This is a genomic window from Streptomyces sp. NPDC001100 (assembly GCF_053598575.1).
Window position 1 is genome coordinate 40922 of the sequence record NZ_JBSFKO010000015.1, and the last position, 17002, is coordinate 57923.

The 17002-nt window shown below is 71.9% G+C and carries 16 protein-coding genes; 9 read left to right on the top strand and 7 right to left on the bottom strand.

From position 1 onward, the window contains the following. The first annotated feature begins 1 nt into the window (after position 1). The 6 genes from ACWDEW_RS22480 (at position 2) to ACWDEW_RS22505 (ending at position 5930) form a co-directional block, all read left to right on the top strand. Positions 2–1054: an ABC transporter permease gene (locus tag ACWDEW_RS22480; RefSeq protein ID WP_450514724.1), complete on the top strand. Its 1053-nt coding sequence runs from the start codon at positions 2–4 to the stop codon at positions 1052–1054. Continuing rightward, entirely contained in the window at positions 1054–1926 is an 873-nt protein-coding gene (locus ACWDEW_RS22485; protein WP_450514873.1) for an ABC transporter permease, read from the top strand. The genes ACWDEW_RS22480 and ACWDEW_RS22485 overlap by 1 nt, the downstream gene beginning before the upstream one ends. Next, complete coding sequence (locus ACWDEW_RS22490; RefSeq protein WP_450514725.1) at positions 1923–2675, top strand: nucleoside phosphorylase; 753 nt, start codon at positions 1923–1925, stop codon at positions 2673–2675. Before ACWDEW_RS22485 ends, ACWDEW_RS22490 begins: the two co-directional genes overlap by 4 nt. After that, positions 2672–3967 (top strand): amidohydrolase, encoded by a 1296-nt coding sequence (locus tag ACWDEW_RS22495; RefSeq protein ID WP_450514726.1) that lies wholly within the window; start codon positions 2672–2674, stop codon positions 3965–3967. Before ACWDEW_RS22490 ends, ACWDEW_RS22495 begins: the two co-directional genes overlap by 4 nt. 85 nt (positions 3968–4052) lie before the next feature. Continuing rightward, the gene (locus ACWDEW_RS22500) at positions 4053–4724 is read left to right on the top strand and encodes a FadR/GntR family transcriptional regulator (RefSeq protein WP_019066078.1); all 672 of its coding nucleotides are present in this window, start codon (positions 4053–4055) and stop codon (positions 4722–4724) included. A gap of 198 nt (positions 4725–4922) precedes the next feature. Beyond that, positions 4923–5930: a PAC2 family protein gene (locus ACWDEW_RS22505; protein WP_450514727.1), complete on the top strand. Its 1008-nt coding sequence runs from the start codon at positions 4923–4925 to the stop codon at positions 5928–5930. A 79-nt stretch (positions 5931–6009) separates the two neighbouring features. Here ACWDEW_RS22505 and mshC read toward each other — a convergent pair whose 3' ends face one another. The 4 genes from mshC to ACWDEW_RS22525 form a co-directional block, all read right to left on the bottom strand. Further along, positions 6010–7239 (bottom strand): cysteine--1-D-myo-inosityl 2-amino-2-deoxy-alpha-D-glucopyranoside ligase, encoded by a 1230-nt coding sequence (mshC, locus tag ACWDEW_RS22510; protein WP_450514728.1) that lies wholly within the window; start codon positions 7237–7239, stop codon positions 6010–6012. A 94-nt stretch (positions 7240–7333) separates the two neighbouring features. Then, positions 7334–8152 (bottom strand): SCO1664 family protein, encoded by an 819-nt coding sequence (locus ACWDEW_RS22515; RefSeq protein WP_450514729.1) that lies wholly within the window; start codon positions 8150–8152, stop codon positions 7334–7336. Continuing rightward, entirely contained in the window at positions 8116–8706 is a 591-nt protein-coding gene (locus tag ACWDEW_RS22520; protein ID WP_019066074.1) for a DUF3090 domain-containing protein, read from the bottom strand. The genes ACWDEW_RS22515 and ACWDEW_RS22520 overlap by 37 nt, the downstream gene beginning before the upstream one ends. Before the next feature lie 75 nt (positions 8707–8781). Then, positions 8782–9468, bottom strand: coding sequence for a histidine phosphatase family protein (locus tag ACWDEW_RS22525; protein WP_381245826.1), 687 nt, complete (start codon positions 9466–9468; stop codon positions 8782–8784). A 62-nt stretch (positions 9469–9530) separates the two neighbouring features. On the opposite strand from ACWDEW_RS22525, the gene corA reads away from it, so the two are divergent. Continuing rightward, positions 9531–10529, top strand: coding sequence for a magnesium/cobalt transporter CorA (corA, locus tag ACWDEW_RS22530; protein ID WP_450514730.1), 999 nt, complete (start codon positions 9531–9533; stop codon positions 10527–10529). A 14-nt stretch (positions 10530–10543) separates the two neighbouring features. Here corA and ACWDEW_RS22535 read toward each other — a convergent pair whose 3' ends face one another. Next, positions 10544–11332, bottom strand: coding sequence for a ferritin-like domain-containing protein (locus ACWDEW_RS22535; RefSeq protein ID WP_450514731.1), 789 nt, complete (start codon positions 11330–11332; stop codon positions 10544–10546). 236 nt (positions 11333–11568) lie between these two features. Next, positions 11569–12624 carry an LLM class F420-dependent oxidoreductase gene (locus ACWDEW_RS22540; RefSeq protein WP_450514732.1) on the bottom strand — a complete coding sequence of 352 codons (1056 nt, stop codon included), beginning with the start codon at positions 12622–12624 and terminating at the stop codon, positions 11569–11571. Positions 12625–12810: 186 nt separating this feature from the next. Here ACWDEW_RS22540 and ACWDEW_RS22545 point away from each other — a divergent pair, with 186 nt between their 5' ends. Next, complete coding sequence (locus ACWDEW_RS22545; RefSeq protein WP_450514733.1) at positions 12811–13794, top strand: aldo/keto reductase; 984 nt, start codon at positions 12811–12813, stop codon at positions 13792–13794. After that, the gene (locus ACWDEW_RS22550) at positions 13791–16133 is read left to right on the top strand and encodes a helix-hairpin-helix domain-containing protein (RefSeq protein WP_450514734.1); all 2343 of its coding nucleotides are present in this window, start codon (positions 13791–13793) and stop codon (positions 16131–16133) included. Before ACWDEW_RS22545 ends, ACWDEW_RS22550 begins: the two co-directional genes overlap by 4 nt. A 99-nt stretch (positions 16134–16232) precedes the next feature. Here the strand turns inward: ACWDEW_RS22550 and ACWDEW_RS22555 are convergent, their stop codons facing one another. Next, positions 16233–16967 carry a hypothetical protein gene (locus tag ACWDEW_RS22555; RefSeq protein ID WP_450514735.1) on the bottom strand — a complete coding sequence of 245 codons (735 nt, stop codon included), beginning with the start codon at positions 16965–16967 and terminating at the stop codon, positions 16233–16235. Positions 16968–17002: the final 35 nt, after the last annotated feature.

The window sequence follows — 17002 nt, forward strand, 5'->3', positions numbered from 1 at the left end:
CATGACACTCACACGTATATCGGGCGCCCTGCGCTCCCCCGTCACCTTCTCCGTGCTCGCGGGCCTGGTCATCGGCGCGCTGTTCCTGGTCGGCACGGGCGCGGACCCGCTCACCGCCTACAGCGCGGTCCTCACCGGCTCGCTCGGCGGCGACGGCATCGGCTCCACGCTGAGCACCGGCACCAGCGTGCTCGGCATGGCGCTCGCGCTGGCGATCCCGCTGCGCGCCGGGCTGATCAACCTCGGCGGCGACGGCCAGATGGTCCTCGGCGGCATCACGGCGGCCGTGACCGGCCTCTACTCCCCGCTGCCGGCGCCCCTCACCGTCGTACTCGCGCTGTTCGCGGGTATGGCCGTGGGCGCCGCGTACGCCGCCCTCGCCGCCCTGTGCGAGAACCGCCTCGGTGTCCCGCTGCTGGTCAGCAGCCTGCTGCTGAGCTACCCGGCGGTGTCGCTGGCCTCCTACCTGGCGCGCTACCCGCTCAAGGAACCCGGCTCCAGCCTCCCCCAGACCCGCGCGATGCCGGACGGCGTGGCGCTGCCCGCGTTCGGCGACTCGACGGTCACCGTCGGGCTCGTCCTGGTGGTGCTGGCGGCAGCCGCGTACTGGTTCACCGATAGGCGCACGGCCTTCGGCTACGAGATCCGGATGACCGGCCTCAACTCCCGTTTCGCCGCCTACGCGGGCGTCGAACGCCGGGGCCTGACCCTCAAGTTGATGTCCGTGTCCGGCGCGCTGGCCGGACTCGTGGGCGCCATAGGGGTGTTGAGCTTCCCGTACCGCTTCGTCGACGGCTCGCTCACCGCACCCGGCTACACCTGGACGGGACTTACGGCGGCCCTGCTCGCAGCCGCGGCCCCGCTCGGCACGGTCGTCGCCTCCTTCTTCTTCGCCGTCCTGGCGGTCGGCGGCCTGGCGATGGAGCGCACGACCGAGGTGCCGCGCGAGCTGACGCAGGTGCTCCAGGCCATCGTGATCGTGTTCCTCGCGGCCCGACTCCGCTTCCCGACCAAGTGGTTCACCAGGCGTACTCAGGAAAGCGGGGCCGCGTGATGTTCTTCGACTCCGATCTGCTGATGTCGGCGCTGCGCGCGCTGACCCCGATCCTGCTGGCCGCGCTCGGCGGTGCCCTGTGCGAGCGGGCGGGGGTCTTCAACATCGGCCTCGAAGGCATGATGCTGATGGGCTGCTTCACTTCCGTGGCCACGAGTTGGTTCACGGGCAGCGCCTGGCTCGGCGTGCTCGCCGCCGCCCTCGCGGCAGCCGCGTATTCGCTGATCCTGGCCGTGGGTGCGGTAACTCTGCGCGGGGACGCGGTCGTTCTCGGAATCGCCATGAATCTCCTGGCAGTTGGCCTGACCAGCTTCCTCCTGCGTACGGTCTTCGGTGTGCAGGGCACTTTCGACGATCCGTCACTCGCCGGGCTGCCGTTGATCGGTGGCTTCACTCCCCTCGCGTATCTGGCGTTCGTCGCGGTCGCGGTGGCCGCGGTGCTGCTGTCCCGGAGTGTGTGGGGGCTGCGGCTGCGCGGGGTCGGTGAGGCACCGGACGCGGCGGCGACGCTCGGGGTGAGCCCGGCCAAGTACAAGTACGCGGCCGTGCTGATCTCCGGTGTGCTGTGCGGGCTCGCGGGGGCCCAACTCGCGCTCGGCAACGTCACGTTGTTCTCCGAGAACATGACGGCCGGCCGGGGCTGGATCGCCGTGGTCGCGGTGATGCTCGGCCGCGCGGCACCGGTCGGCGTGCTGCTCGCCGCGCTGCTGTTCGGTCTCGCCGAGGCCGCCGGCTTCCGCCTCCAGGGCGTCGGCCTGCCCCAACAGGCCACCGACGCCGCGCCCTACGTCGTGACGCTCGTCGCCCTCTTCCTCTCGACGGCCCGCCGCCGTCGCCGTACCGCCAACTCCCCCTCCGGAGCCACCACATGACGCAGGACCTGCTGCCCATCACCCGAATACCGCGCACCGGCCTGCCGGCCCACGCGGTCGTCGTCGGCGACCCGGCGCGTGCCGCGGCCGTCGCCGCGCTGCTCGACGGCGCCGAGGAGGTGTCGTACCACCGCGAATACCGTGTGTTCAGCGGGAGTTGGAAGGGCCTGCCGGTCACCGTCGCCTCGCACGGGGTGGGCGGACCGGGCGCGATCCTGCTGTTCCAGGAACTGGCGGAGGCGGGGGTCCGCACCTTCCTTCGCTTCGGCACGGCGGGCGCGATGAAGCCCGGCATCGGCGACGGCGACCTCGTCATCGCGGAGGCGGCCGTACGGGACGACGGTGTCACGCAGCAGTTGCTGCCGCCGGAGTACCCGGCGGTCGCCGCGCCCGAGGCGGTCCTCGCCCTCCAGCGCGCGGCCCGCGAGGCCGGCGCCCCGCACCACCGAGGGATCGTGTGGACCCGGGCGGCCTTCCAGCCCGGTCTCCTCCCCCTCTTCTCCTACGACGGCGCCGGGCTCGCGGCGATCGAGATGGAGCTGTCGGCGCTGCTGGTGACGGCTTCGCTGCGCGGGCTGGTCGCGGGCGGGGTGCTGGTCATCGACGGTGCCAACGCCGATGAGCTCGTCGACGAAGAAGCCACCGGCGGGTACGACCCGCACCGGGAGGTCGTCGCGGCCGGTGTCGAGCGCGGTGCGGTGGTCTCGCTGGAGGCACTGCGGCTGCTGGCGGAAGGGAACGAGGCGTGAGCATCGACCTGTTGGTGCACGGCGGGGATGTCCTGACCGTCGACGAGGCCGGAACTGTCGTACGGGACGGGGCGGTCGCCGTCCACGAGGGCGAGATCGTCGCCGTAGGACCCGCCGAGGAGCTGAAGGCACGGTTCACGGCTGCGGAGTCGATCGACGCCGAGGGCTGTCTGGTCCTGCCCGGGCTCATCAACACGCACACGCACCTCGCGATGACGCTGTTGCGCGGTCGCGCCGACGACGTGACTCTCCAGGGCTTCCTGGAGCGGGTGTTGAAGTGGGAGGCCGAGCTGCTGGCGCCGAAGAACGTGGCGGCGGCGGTGCGGCTCGCGGTGGCGGAGAGTGTGCGGGCCGGGGTGACCTCCGCCCTCGACATGTACTGGTTCCACGAGGCGGCCGAGCAGGCGGCCCGTGAGGCGGGCTGGCGGCTGCACTCCGGGCCGACCTTCATGGACGTACCGGAGCCGCCGGACGGTATGCCCTATGAGGACCGACTCGACTGGGCGCGCAGGGACTTGGTGGCGCGGGGTGCGGCACGCCCCGGTCGGCGGCCGGTCCTGTTCGCGCACTCGACCTACACCCTCTCCCCCGACCAGTTGGTCGAAATCGCCGCCCTGGCAAGAGAGTTCGGGGCGCTGCTGCACATCCACGCGGCGGAGAACGCGACCGAGGTCGCCACCGTCGAGGTCAAGTACGGCAAGCGGCCTGTGGAGTTGCTCGACTCGCTGGGGCTGCTGGGTCCCGATCTGCTGCTCGCGCACGCCGTGGACCTGACCGGCCCGGAGATCGCGGCGCTGGCCCGCACGGGCACCTCGGTGGCCCACTGCCCGGTCTCCAACCTGAAGTTGGGCTGCGGGATCGCGCCGGTGCCGCGGCTGCTCAGCGCGGGTGTCACTGTCGGGCTGGGCACGGACGGGGCCGTCAGCTCGAACACGCTGGACCTGCTGGGCACCGTACGACAGGCGGCGTTGGTGCACAAGGCCAGTGGGGACCCGACGGCGGTGGGCGCCGAGCAGGCCGTACGGATGGCGACGATCGAGGGCGCGCGGGCGCTGGGGCTCGGGGAGCACCTGGGGTCTCTGGAGGTCGGCAAGCGGGCCGACCTGATCGTGCTCGACCTGGGGGCTCCGCATCTGCGGCCCCTGCACGACCCGTGGTCGACGCTCGCGTACGCGGCGCACTCGGCGGATGTGCGGGACACGGTGGTGGACGGCCGGGTGCTGATGCGGAACCGGACCCTGGGCACGCTGGACGAGGAATCCGTGATCGCGGAGCTCGAATCACTTGCCTGAGCTGTGGATTTCCCTCCCGTTCAGCCCACTGAACCCCCATAATATGCCTGATACATCGGATGTCTGAGCAACAGGGAGGCCGGTCATGGCAGTCACCGATGAGGCGATCGAGAAAATCAAGGGAATGATCGTCTCCGGCGCGCTGCGTCCCGGGGACCGGCTGCCCAAGGAGAGCGAACTCGCCGCCGAACTCGGCCTGTCCCGCAACTCGTTGCGGGAGGCCGTGCGCGCGCTGTCCCTGATCCGCATCCTGGACGTGCGGCAGGGCGACGGCACGTACGTCACGAGTCTGGATCCCCAACTCCTGCTGGAGGCGCTGAGTTTCGTCGTGGACTTCCACCGCGACGACACGGTGCTCGAATTCCTGGCGGTGCGGCGCATTCTGGAGCCCGCGGCCACCGGGATGGCGGCCCTGCGGATCAGCGAGCAGCAACTCGACGCACTCACCCTCCAGTTGGACGCGCTGGGCGGTGCCCCCTCGGTGGAGGAACTGGTCGCCTGCGACCTGGAGTTCCACCGGGGCATCGTGCAGAGTTCCGGCAACTCGGTGCTCTGCTCGCTCCTCGACGGTCTGTCGGGCCCCACCACGCGGGCCAGGATCTGGCGCGGGCTGACCCAGGAGGACGCGGTCAGCCGCACCCTGCACGAGCACCGGGCGATCCTGGGCGCGCTGCGCGACCGGGACGCGGAGGCGGCGCGGTCGTGGGCGACGGTGCACATCGCGAGCGTGGAGCAGTGGCTGCGTTCGACCCTGTGAACGAGTGGGCGGGTCCGCCGACCCGTCGGAGGAGTGACCGCCCGGTCCGGGCCCGCACCGGGTGGCGATCTTGTGTGTTCGACCGGCTCGGACGGGGCAGGCATGGGGTCACTCCCCCGTGCAAGGGGGCTGCGGGCGCCCCCGTCGGACGCCGTAAGGTTGGGGCGTACGCGAGGGCAGATCGGAAGGAGGCGCTGGGTGATCGAGCTGGAGGGGGTTCCCGAGCTGATCGACCCAGTGATGGTGGCCGCGTTCGAGGGCTGGAACGACGCCGGCGACGCCGCCTCCACCGCGGTCGCGCATCTGGACAGGGAGTGGAAGGGCGAGGTGTTCGCGGCCCTGGACGCCGAGGACTACTACGACTTCCAGGTGAACCGGCCCACGGTGTGGATGGACGCCGGGGTGCGGAAGATCACCTGGCCCACGACCCGTCTGTCGGTGGTCCGGGTCGGCGGTGAGAAGCCGCGCGATCTCGTACTCGTCCGAGGTATCGAACCGTCGATGCGCTGGCGCTCGTTCTGCAACGAGCTGCTGGGCTTCGCGCACGAGCTGGGCGTCGAGCTGGTGGTGATCCTGGGCGCGCTGCTCGGTGACACCCCGCACACACGTCCGGTACCGATCAGCGGGACCACGTCCGACGCGGACCTGGCGCAGCGGATGGACCTGGAGGAGACCAAGTACGAGGGTCCCACCGGGATCGTCGGCATCCTCCAGGAGGCGTGCACGCACGCGGGCGTACCGGCCGTGTCGCTGTGGGCGGCGGTGCCGCACTACGTGTCGCAGCCGCCCAACCCGAAGGCCACCCTGGCGCTGCTGAACCGCCTGGAGGACCTGATCGACGTGCGCATCCCGCTGGGCGAGCTGCCCGAGGACGCGCGCGCCTGGCAGGTCGGTGTGGACCAGCTGGCCGCCGAGGACAGCGAGGTCGCCGAGTACGTCCAGACGCTGGAGGAGGCCCGCGACACCGCGGAGCTGCCGGAGGCGTCGGGCGAGGCGATCGCCCGCGAGTTCGAGCGCTATCTGCGGCGCAGGGACGGCGGCGGCAGTCCGCCCGGTGGGCACGCCACGGCGGACGGCAGCGACAGCGCGTCGTACCTCCGGGACAACCCCGGCCGCGCGAAGCCGACGAGGCCCGCGAAACCGGAGACGGAGCCCGGGACCGGGCCGGACACCGAGGCCGACGACGAGGACTCCTCCGACGAGTGATCCTGGCGCTCAACAGGGCGTGAAACAGGGGCGGTTCCTCTCTCCGGAGAGGAACCGCCCCTGCTTCTGTTCGCCGTTGCTAGAGGGCCACGCCCAACAGGGCGTCCACCGCGCGGGAGACGACGCCGGGGGCGCCCTCGTCGCTGCCGCCCCGGTCCCGCTGGACCGCGGCCCAGCGGTCGACCGCGGCGAGCGCGGCCGGGGCGTCGAGGTCGTTCGCGAGGGCTTCGCGCATCTCCTCGACGAGCTTCAGGGCGGACGGGCCGTCGGGACGGGAGACGGCGGCACGCCAGCGGCCGAGCCGGGCGACCGCGTCCGCGAGCACCCCGTCGGTCCACTCCCAGTCGGAGCGGTAGTGGTGGGCGAGCAGCGCCAGGCGGATCGCGGCCGGGTCGACGCCCTCGCGGCGCAGCGCCGAGACGAAGACCAGGTTGCCCTTGGACTTCGACATCTTCTCGCCGTCCAGGGCGACCATGCCGACGTGGACGTACGCCTTGGCCATGGGGAACTCGCCGGTCAGCACCTGGGCGTGCGAGGCGCCCATCTCGTGGTGCGGGAAGGCGAGGTCGGAGCCGCCGCCCTGGACGTCGAAGCCCATGCCGAGGTGGTCCAGGGCGATGGCCACACACTCGATGTGCCAGCCGGGGCGCCCCCGGCCGAGCGAGCCGCCGTCCCAGCTCGGTTCGCCCTCGCGGGCAGCCATCCAGAGCATCGGGTCGAGCGGGTTCTTCTTGCCCGGGCGGTCCGGGTCGCCGCCGCGCTCGGCGGACAGCAGGCGCATCGCGGCGGCGTCGAGGTTCGAGACCTTGCCGAAGTTGGGGTCGGAGCCGACGGAGAAGTAGATGTCGCCGTCGAGTTCGTAGGCGGCTCCGGCCTCCCTGAGGCGCTCGACGAGCGGCACGATGCCGGGTATCGCCTCGACCGCGCCGATGTAGTGCTTCGGGGGCAGCATGCGCAGGGCGGTCATGTCCTCGCGGAAGAGCGCCGTCTCCTTCTCGGCGAGGGCCACCCAGTCGACGCCGTCGCGCTCGGCGCGCTCCAGGAGCGGGTCGTCGACGTCGGTCACGTTCTGGACGTAGTGAACCTGGCGCTTGGTGTCGAGCCACACGCGCTGCACGAGGTCGAACGCGTTGTAGGTCGCCGCGTGCCCCATGTGGGTGGCGTCGTACGGCGTGATGCCGCATACGTAGAGACGGGCGACGGGACCGGTGTCGGGGGTGACCAGACCGCCGGTCGCGGTGTCGTGGATCCGGAGGTCGCGGCCCTTGCCGGGCAGGGCGGGGACCTCAGAAGCGGGCCAGGCATACATGTCATGAGCGTAACCGGACAGATGTTTCGCATACGAACCGGACCAGGGCGGACGGCCGGTAAGGCGCTCTTGCGCGGCGGTGCTCGCCGTGCAGCTACACCGGCGGCCACGGAATGGCCGGCCACTCCCCGCTCGGCTCGGGATGCTTTCCGGCCGCGAGCAGCGCGTCGACCCGCGCGCGCGTGGCGTCGAGTTCCACGGCGGTGATCAACTCGGCGAGCTTCCCGGCGAGCCCGGCATCGTCCCTGAGCGCCTCTCTGAGCCCCTGGAGGACCTCGATCGACTCCGGGGGCAGGGACTCGCCCGCCCAGCCCCACAGGAGGGTGCGCAGCTTGTTCTCGGCGTTGAAGGTGACACCGTGGTCGATGCCGTAGAGGCGGCCCTCGTCGGCGGCCAGCAGATGGCCGCCCTTGCGGTCGGCGTTGTTGATCACGGCGTCGAGAACGGCGAGCCGCCGCAGCCGCTCGTCGTCGGCGTGCACCAGGAGGGCCGTTCTCCCCTCGCCGACCTCGGCGAGGCCGATGGCCTTCCAGCCCGCCTCGGGCTCCTCCGCGTCCACCAGGGCGAGCAGTTCGGACTCGGCCGCCGCCTCGATCCACAGCTGGCACATGCCCTCGCCGTACGGCCCGTCGCGCAGCACGGTGGTCGGCACAAGCCCCCAGCCGGTCGCCTCGGACACCTCGTACGCGGCGACCTCGCGCCGGGCCAGGTTGCCGTCCGGGAAGTCCCACAGGGGCCGCTCCCCGGCCACGGGCTTGTAGACGCAGGACGCCTCACGGCCCTCGTACGTCACGGAGCAGAACAGCACCGCGTTCGACGCCTCGCGGATGCGTCCGCGTACCTTCAGCTCACCCTTGGCGAGCAGCTCGGCCGTGGTCACGCTCCGCGGCGGTATCCGTTCTGGCGCGGACATACGTGTCCTTCCGGGTCGAGCGGGAGGCTGCACAGCGGGCACGGCGGACGGCCGGCGTTGACGACGTCGAGGGCGCGCTTGGCGAAGGCCCTGGCCTGGGCTCCGGTGAGCCGGACCCGCAGCATCGGGGGTCCGTTCTCCTCGTCCTGGAGCAGCCGCTCCTCGGCCTCGGCGAGGTCCTCCTCGGACTCCGCGTCGAGTTCCACGAGGGCCTGCGCCTCGACGATCATGCGCTGTTCCTCGCCGTCCCAGGCGAGCGCCATGGTCCCGACGCGGAACTCCTCCTCGACGGGGGTCTCCAGCGGGCGGGTGTCGGAGATCTCGGTGGGGGTGACGGCTGGGACGGCCGCGCTGCCGCCGCTGCGCCGTACGACCTCGTCCAGAAGCTCGTCCATGCGCTCGGCGAGCGCGGCGACCTGCGTCTTCTCCAGGGCCACGCTGGTCACCCGAGGGCCGGCGGCGGCCTGGAGGAAGAACGTACGGCGCCCGGGCAGACCGACCGTACCGGCTACGAAGCGGTCCGGCGGGTCGTAGAGGAACACCTGACGGGACACGTCCTGTCTCCATTGGAATCGACTGCTGACAAGTGCGGCGCTACTGCGACCGCTTCACCCTACTGCGGCCGACGATCACGGTGCGCCCGCGCCGCCCCCGACCGTGGCCTCGTCGCCCGGCGGCTCCTCGCGCGGCGCCAGGGAGGCGAGATCCCCGGTGTCCCCGAGCCGTACGAGAAAAGGCCTCAGACGGGTGTAACGGATCGCTGTGATGGAACACGGTTCTACGGAGATCCGCTGGAAGAGGTCGAGATGAAGTCCGAGTGCGTCCGCGACAAGGGACTTGATGATGTCGCCGTGCGAGCACATCAGGTAGACGGCGTCGGCGCCGTGATCGCGCTCCACGCGCGCGTTCCACTCGCGTACGGCCTCGGCCGCGCGGGTCTGCATCGATCGCATCGACTCGCCGCCGGGGAACGCGGCGGCCGAGGGGTGCGCCTGGACGACCTCCATGAGGGGCTCGTCCTTGAGCTCGGCGAGCTTGCGGCCGGACCAGTCACCGTAGTGGCACTCCCCGATCCGCTCGTCGGTGTGCGCACGCAGCTCGGGGCGGGCGTCCAGGAGCGGCTGGAGGGTCTCCTGGCAGCGTTGCAGCGGGCTGGTGACGACCTCGGCGATCGGCAGCGCGGCGAGCCGTCCCGGGAGCGCGGCGGCCTGGGCGTTGCCCCGCTCGTCGAGGGCGACACCGGGCGTCCAGCCGGCGAGCACTCCCCCGGTGTTGGCGGTCGAACGTCCGTGCCGGACAAGGATCAACGTGGGCATGGGGCCAAGGGTAGGCGCACACCGGAGTGCGGTTTTGGCCGGACGGCGGGAGAATACGCACCGTGATCGTCGACTACGCCATCTACCGCGACGGACGCCGGACGGAGGGGCCCGGCGATTTCTCCGACGGCCTGGACCACTGCCGCCGGGTGGGCGACGCCTTCGTGTGGATCGGTCTCTACGAGCCCACCGAGGACGAGTTCGACAAGGTCACCGAGGAGTTCGGGCTGCACCCGCTGGCCGTCGAGGACGCCCTGACCGCGCATCAGCGGCCCAAGCTGGAGGTCTACGACGACTCGCTGTTCGTGGTCCTCAAGCCGGTGGGCTACGAGGCGGACAGCGACGTGGTCACCTCCGGCGAGGTCATGGTCTTCGTGGGCGACTCCTTCGTGGTGACCGTCCGGCACGGCGAGGAGGCCCCCCTGGCGGCCGTACGGCACCGTCTTGAGGAGGAGCCGGCGATGTTGCGGCACGGTCCCACGGCAGTGCTGTACTCGATCGCCGACGCCGTGGTCGACCACTATGTGGACGTGGCGGGCGAGTTGCAGACCGACCTGGAGGAGCTGGAGGCTGCGGTGTTCTCGCCGACCGGCGGCGGCTCGCGGACCACGGCCTCGCGGATCTACGCCTTCAAGCGGCAGATCCTGGAGTTCCGCCGGTCCACCGGACCGCTCGCGCAGCCGCTGGCCCGGCTCGCGGGCGTCGGCCTCGCCGGGGACCGGGTGCCGTTCGTGAACGACAAGTCGCGACCGTTCTTCCGGGACGTGAACGATCACCTGATGAAGGTCAACGAGTCCGTGGAGGGCCTGGACCGGCTGGTCTCGGACGTCCTGGCGGCACATCTCGCGCAGACCAGCGTCCGGCAGAACGACGACATGCGGAAGATCTCCGGGTGGGCGGCCATGGCCGCGGTGCCCACGATGATCGCGGGCGTCTACGGCATGAACTTCGACCACATGCCGGAGCTGCACTGGCTGTGGGGGTACCCGGCGGTGATCCTGCTGATGGTCGCCCTGGAGGTGCTGCTGTACCGGACGTTCAAGCGGCGCGGCTGGCTGTAGCGCGCCCGTCGGGCTCAGGCGAACTCGGGGGCGGTCGCGGCCGGTCCGCCGAGGGCGTCACGTCGTTCCGGCATCCTCAGGGACACCATCCGCCGCCAGCCGCCGAGCCGTTCGTAGGCGTACACGGCGTGGATGCCCGCGGCCAGGGCCGCCGACTTGGCGCGCGGCCAGCCGAGGACGCGCCCCATGTGGGCCATCACTGCGAGGCTGACGTCCCGGTAGATGCGGATCTCGGCGAGCGCGCACTCGCGCAGCGCCTTCTGGATGGATCGGCCGTGTCCCGCGCGCGCGAAGCGCAGCAACTCCTCGTGGCAGTAGGCGAGGTGATTGTCCTCGTCGTTCGAGATCATCCGCACCGCGCGGCCGAGGTCGGGGTGGTCGGCGAAGTGCCTGCGCAGCAGTTCCATCTGCTCGGAGGCGCGCTGTTCGGTGACCCGGCTGTGCGCGAGGTAGGTGACGATGTCCTGGACGGTGAGCGGCGACTCGCCCTTGAGCTTCTCGTGCGCGAGACCGATGCCGTGCCGCTCCAGGAGCATCGTGTAGTCGGTGTCCGGGGGCACCGGTACGGGTTCGAGGCCGCGCCTCTTCATGAGGGCGTTGAAAATGCGCCCGTGCTTGTCCTCGTCGGCACCGTGCCGGCTGATCTTGGGGGCGAGGTCGCGTTCGCTCGGCGGGACGAGGGCGGCGATGCGCCCGTTCTCCCAGCCGCCCTGGGACTCGCCGCCGGCCGCGATGGAGCAGAACAGCCGGAAGGACTCGTCGTCGTCGAGGATCTCCTGGAACAGGCTCTTGGCCGAAAGCATCTGAAGGCACCTCCATGCAGGATTCCGCCGCATTCCGCAAAGAACGAGTCAAATGCCGCGTCAGAGGTGCTGCAACAGCAGTGTCGGACAACTCCGCCAAAAGGAGGACTACGGATGTCCCGTCGGGGGCGTAACCGCGCGGGCTGCCGCGCGTTGTTCCCCGTGACGGCCGTGGCGGGGAAGACCCCCCGAGCCCCCACCACGGCCGTAGAAAACTTCCGTACGGCGCCGTCGCGTCACGCGAGTCCCGCGCGCTCCAGCGCCTCGGTTCCGGCGCGGAGCGCGGCGATCCGCTCCTCCAGGGTCCAGCCCGCGGGGGCGAGCGTCAGGGTGGTGACACCGGCCGCCGCGTACTCCTTCATCCGGTCCGCGATGCGGTCCACGGAGCCGAGGAGCGTCGTCTTGTCGATCAGGTCGTGCGGGATGGCGGCGGCGGCGCCGTCCTTGTCGCCGGCCAGGTACTTGTCCTGGATCTCGGTCGCCGCCTCCTCGAAGCCCATGCGCCGGGCCTGCTTGTTGTAGAAGTTCTGCTGCCGGCTGCCCATGCCGCCGACGTAGAGCGCGGTGTACGGACGGAAGGTGTCGGCGAGCTTCTCGACGTCCTTGTCCTCGCCGAGGGCGAGCGGGACCGTCGGGACGATGTCGAAGCCTTCGAGGGTCTTGCCGGCCTTCTCGCGCCCGGCTCGCAGGTGCCGGACGGCGGTGTCCTCCAGATGCTCGGCGGACGGGAAGATGAGCAGCGCGCCGTCGGCGATCTCGCCGGTCTGCTCCAGGTTCTTCGGGCCGATCGCCGCGATGTACAGGGGGATGTGCTCGCGCTGCGGGTGCACGGTCAGCTTGAGGGGCTTGCCCGGGCCGCCGGGCAGCGGCAGCGTCCAGTGCTCGCCGTCGTAGGACAGCCGCTCACGGGTCATCGCCTTGCGGACGATCTCGACGTACTCACGCGTGCGTGCCAGCGGCTTGTCGAACTTGACGCCGTACCAGCCCTCGGAGACCTGGGGGCCCGAGACGCCGATGCCGAGGCGGAAGCGGCCCCCTGAGAGCGAGTCGAGGGTCGCGGCGGTCATCGCGGTCATCGCGGGCTGGCGGGCCGGGATCTGGAAGATGGCCGATCCGACGTCGATGCGCTCGGTCTGCGCGGCGACCCAGGTGAGGACGGTGGCCGCGTCGGAGCCATAGGCCTCGGCGGCCCAGCACACGGAGTAGCCGAGGCGGTCGGCCTCCTGGGCCACGGCCAGATTGTCGCCGTCCATTCCGGCACCCCAGTAGCCGAGGTTGATCCCGAGCTGCATGGCAGACCCCTTACCCATCAGTAACGTCGCTGTCGTGCCGACCCTAGCGCGAGGCGGTCCCGCCGGACAGGACGGGTGCCGGTGAGTGGTCACGGAGCGTGCCGTGGGAGGGACTGTGGATCATCATGGAAATCGGTTATCCACAGGCAACCACAGGCCAGGTTCAGGCCAGTAATCTCGGCGTTCATGGAGCAGAGGCATCTCGGCCGTACCGGCCTTCGTGTGTCCCGGATCGGACTCGGCACCCTCACGTGGGGACGCGACACCGACGAGCATGACGCCGCGGACCTCTTGAAGGCGTTCTGGGAGGCCGGCGGCACCCTCGTCGACACGGCGGACGTGTACGGCGACGGGGAGGCCGAGTATCTGCTCGGGCAGCTCATAGAGGGGCTCGTGCCGCGCCGGGACCTGGTCATCTCGACGAAGGCGGGGAGCGTGCCCGACCCCGACCGCCGCTTCGACGGCTCGCGCGGTCATCTGCTCGCCGCGCTGGACGCCTCGCTGGCCCGCCTCGGCACGGACTACGTCGACCTGTGGCACATCCACGCCTTCGACCCGTTCACCCCGCTGGAGGAGACCCTCCAGGCCCTCGACCTGGCGGTCAGCAGCGGGCGGGCACGCTACGCGGGCGTCTCCAACTACTGCGGCTGGCAGCTGGCCAAGGCGGCGACCTGGCAGCTCGCGGCGCCGGGCACGCGGACCCGGCTGGCGAGCACACAGCTGGAGTACTCGCTGCTGCAGCGGGGCGTGGAGCGCGAGGTGCTGCCGGCCGCGCTCGACCTGGGCATCGGGCTGCTGCCCTCCTCGCCGCTCGGGCGCGGGGTGCTCACCGGCAAGTACCGGCACGGCACACCGGCCGACTCGCGCGGCGCCTCGGAACACATGGGGCTCTTCGTCGCCCCCTACCTCGACGACACGGCGAGCCGCATCGTGGACGCCGTGACCACGGCCGCGGACGGGCTCGCCGTGACCCCCCTCCAGGTCGCCCTGGCCTGGGTCCGCGACCGTCCCGGGGTGGCCGCCCCGATCGTCGGCGCGCGCAACGCGCAGCAGCTCACGGCCGCATTGTCAGTGGAGGCCCTTAGTCTTCCTGACGAGATCTGCCGAGCGCTCGACGATGTGTCGGCGCCTCTGCACCGCTATCCCGATCACGACTGGAGCACGCTGTGAGCACGGACCCGGAGACCACGGAGACCTCGCCGGCCGAGGGCGCGGAGGCGACGCGGGACGCCGTGACGGACGCCGCCGTCGACACGGGCACGGACACCGGCGAGGGTGCCGGGGGCGCGGACGGGGTCCCGGCCGGGGAGAGTTCGGCCGCCGACGGCGCGGGCGCGGATGCCGAGGGGCCGGATGTCGCGGCGGACGCGGAGATCACGGACGCCGACGAGGCCGCGACCGCAGAGGGCGCCGAAGGCACGGAAGCCGCCGGTGAGGCCAGCGCCGAGGCTGCCGCCGCCGCTCCCGAACTCTCCGAAGCCGCCGCCGAGTTGCTCGCGCAGCGGCTGGAGCGGGAGCGGATCGAGCGGCGGAAGGCGGAGAAGGCCGGGCCCATCGCGGCCGGGACCAAGCTGAGCGGCACGGCCGCCGATCTGCTCGCGGCCGTCCGGGCCGTGGAGAGCGGCGAGAAGCCCGTGGCCACCGCGTTCACCGGGCCGGAGCCCGCCCCGCGCCGCTCCGCCGCCCCCGAGGCCGTACGGCGGCCACAGCCCGTCGCGGCCGAGCCCGGCGCCCCGGCCGGCGAAACCGTCGCGTCCGTACGGCAGGTGCTGGTCGAGGGCGGCGCGCCCGAGACGCTCGCGGCACAGGTCGCGGCGGCGCTCGGCGAGGGCGCGGACGACCAACTCCGCGAGGATCCCTGGCAGTTGCTGCGCGTCCCGGGGGTGCGGCCCGAGCAGGCCGACGGGTTCGCGCGGGCACTGCTCGGCGCCGAGTGCGCGCCGGACGACGAGCGGCGGGGCCGGTCGGTCACCGGCTGGCTCCTGGAGCAGGCGGCCCTTGCCGGGCATACGGCCCTGGAGGCCTCGGCGTTGACGGCCGCACTGGCCAAGCAGGGCGTGCCCGACCCGGACGCGGCGACGCAGAGCGCCATCGCGGAGGGCGAAGTGCTGGTGTTCCAGGACGCGTTGGACGAGCCCGCGGTCCCGGTGCAGCGCACGGACGACGAAGCGGAAACGGAAGAGGGCGCGGAGCGTCCGGTCCGGGTGCTGATCGGCCTGGAGCGGTACGCGCTCGCGGAGGAGAGCCTCGCCGACGGGCTGGCCAAGCTGATCAACTCGGTACCGAAGGAGGACGGTTCGGCGGCGGAGTGGGAGCAGGCAGGTGCCGCCGGGGGATCCACCGGCGAGCTGATCCGAGCGGTGGCGGGACACGGCCTGGTGCTGCACACGGGAGGGGAGGCGTCCCTCGAAGAACCGGCCGCGCTGCTGCACGCGGCGGCGGGTTTCGGGCTGCGCGCCTGGGCCGCCGCGTACAGCCCGGTGGGCCGGGACCGGTTCGCCGCACTGCTTACGCGGTCCGCGGAGGCGGAGGGTGCCGAGCCCGACGAGGGACCCCGAGTGGCAACCGTCGCCGGGCTGTTGGCCGGTACCGAGGGCCCCGGACGGGACACGGACGGCGCCCTGGACCTGGATCTCCTCGTCGTGCTCGACGCGCCCCAACTGGACGTCGAGACGGCGGCGTTGCTCACCGAGTCGTTGCCGGACGGCGCCCGGCTGGTGCTGGTCGGGGACCCGGCGGTGCTGTGGTCGGCGGGCCCCGGGCGGGTCTTCGCCGATCTGCTCGCCGCGCGGGCCTGCCCCCACGTCGTCTCGCGCCGCCCCGACCTCGGTCCCGTGGGCGAGCTGGTCTCCGGCATCGGCGTCGGCGAGCTGAACCAGGTGGAGGCCCCCGGCAAGGAGGTCGTGATCGTGCCGGTGCGGGACGCCGGCGAGGCCGTGCACCGCACCGTGCAGCTCGTCGCCGACTCGGTGCCGCGCGTGATCGGCGTCCCCGCCGAGCAGACCGCGGTGATCACACCGGGCCACGGCGGCGCGGCCGGCACCCGTGCCCTCAACGTGGCGCTGAAGGAGCGGCTCAACCCCGGTCCCGGCCGTTTCGGCGGCTTCGACCCCGGTGACCGGGTCGCGTACTCCCCCGCCCCGGGCCGTACCGTCGTCGGCCAGGTGGTGAAGGCCGACGCCGAGGGGCTGCACCTGTCGTGCGCGGGCGAGCCCGTCGTCGTAGCGAAGGAGCGAGTCGAGCAGTCCGTCCGGCACGGGTGGGCGCTGACCGCGCATCAGGCGGTCGGGGCGCGGTGGCCCGCGGTGGTCGTGGTGCTGCCCGGGGACGCGGCGCAGGCTCTCAGCCGGCCGTGGGTCTATACGGCGTTCAGCCGGGCGGACCGTCATCTCTCCGTGGTGCACGGCGTCGATCAGGCGCTGCCCCGGGCCGTCGCCGAGATCCCGGCCAAGCCGCGCACGACCCGCCTGCCGGTGCTGCTGCGACCGCAGGTCCCGGTGGGAGGCTGAACCGGACGGCACAACGACGAACGGCGACGGCGGCGGTCGCGGAGGGAGCCCCTCCGTGACCGCCGTCGCCGTCGTTCGTCGCCGTCGGCGAGGCGCGGCTCAGCGGTCCGCTTCGAGCGCCTCCAGGTCCTCGTCCTCGTCGAGATCCGCGTCGAGCTCGGGATCGAGTTCGTCCTCGATCTCCTCCTCGACCTCGTCCACCTCGTCGATGTCGTCCAGCTCGTCGTTGATCTCGTCGTCGAAGACCGCGCTGACGTCGAAACGGCACACCACCCGCTGGGGATCGACCCCCTCGAAGGGGGCCTCCAGCCAGGCGCCGGGTTCGGCCGCTTCGTCGGAGGCGGTCACCCACAGCGTGGAGTCGCCCTCCTCCAGGCCGAACTCCTTGGGCCGGGAGGCGATCTCGTCCGCCTCGAACTCGTCGAAGAGGATGCCGAGCGCGCCGTGGATCGTGCCGGAGGCCTCCGTGCCGGTGCCGTCGCCGACCGCCGCCTCGACCCGCTGCGCCTGCGCGAGCAGCCGCTGCGGCTCCGCCACGGCGTAGTCACGACGGATCAGCACGCTCACCGCGTTCGGCTCCTCGGGGCCGGTGTACGGCGGCAGGGAGTCGTCGGTACCGGGGATCTCGAAAGGCGTGACCTCGTCATAACGGTCGTAGAGCAGCTCGTCGTAGACCTCGGCCGCCGCGGCGAGCTGGTTGAACGCCTCGTAGACGGCCGGGTCGTCCTCCCCCGACCGACCTTCGACCGCGGCCAGGTGGCGGTCGAGCGCGGTCTTGACCGCCTCGGCGGCGGCGCGTACCTCGGCAGCGGTGGGCTGCGCAGCATCAGACATAGTGCAGACGCTATCCGTACCGGGGCTCTGCCCGC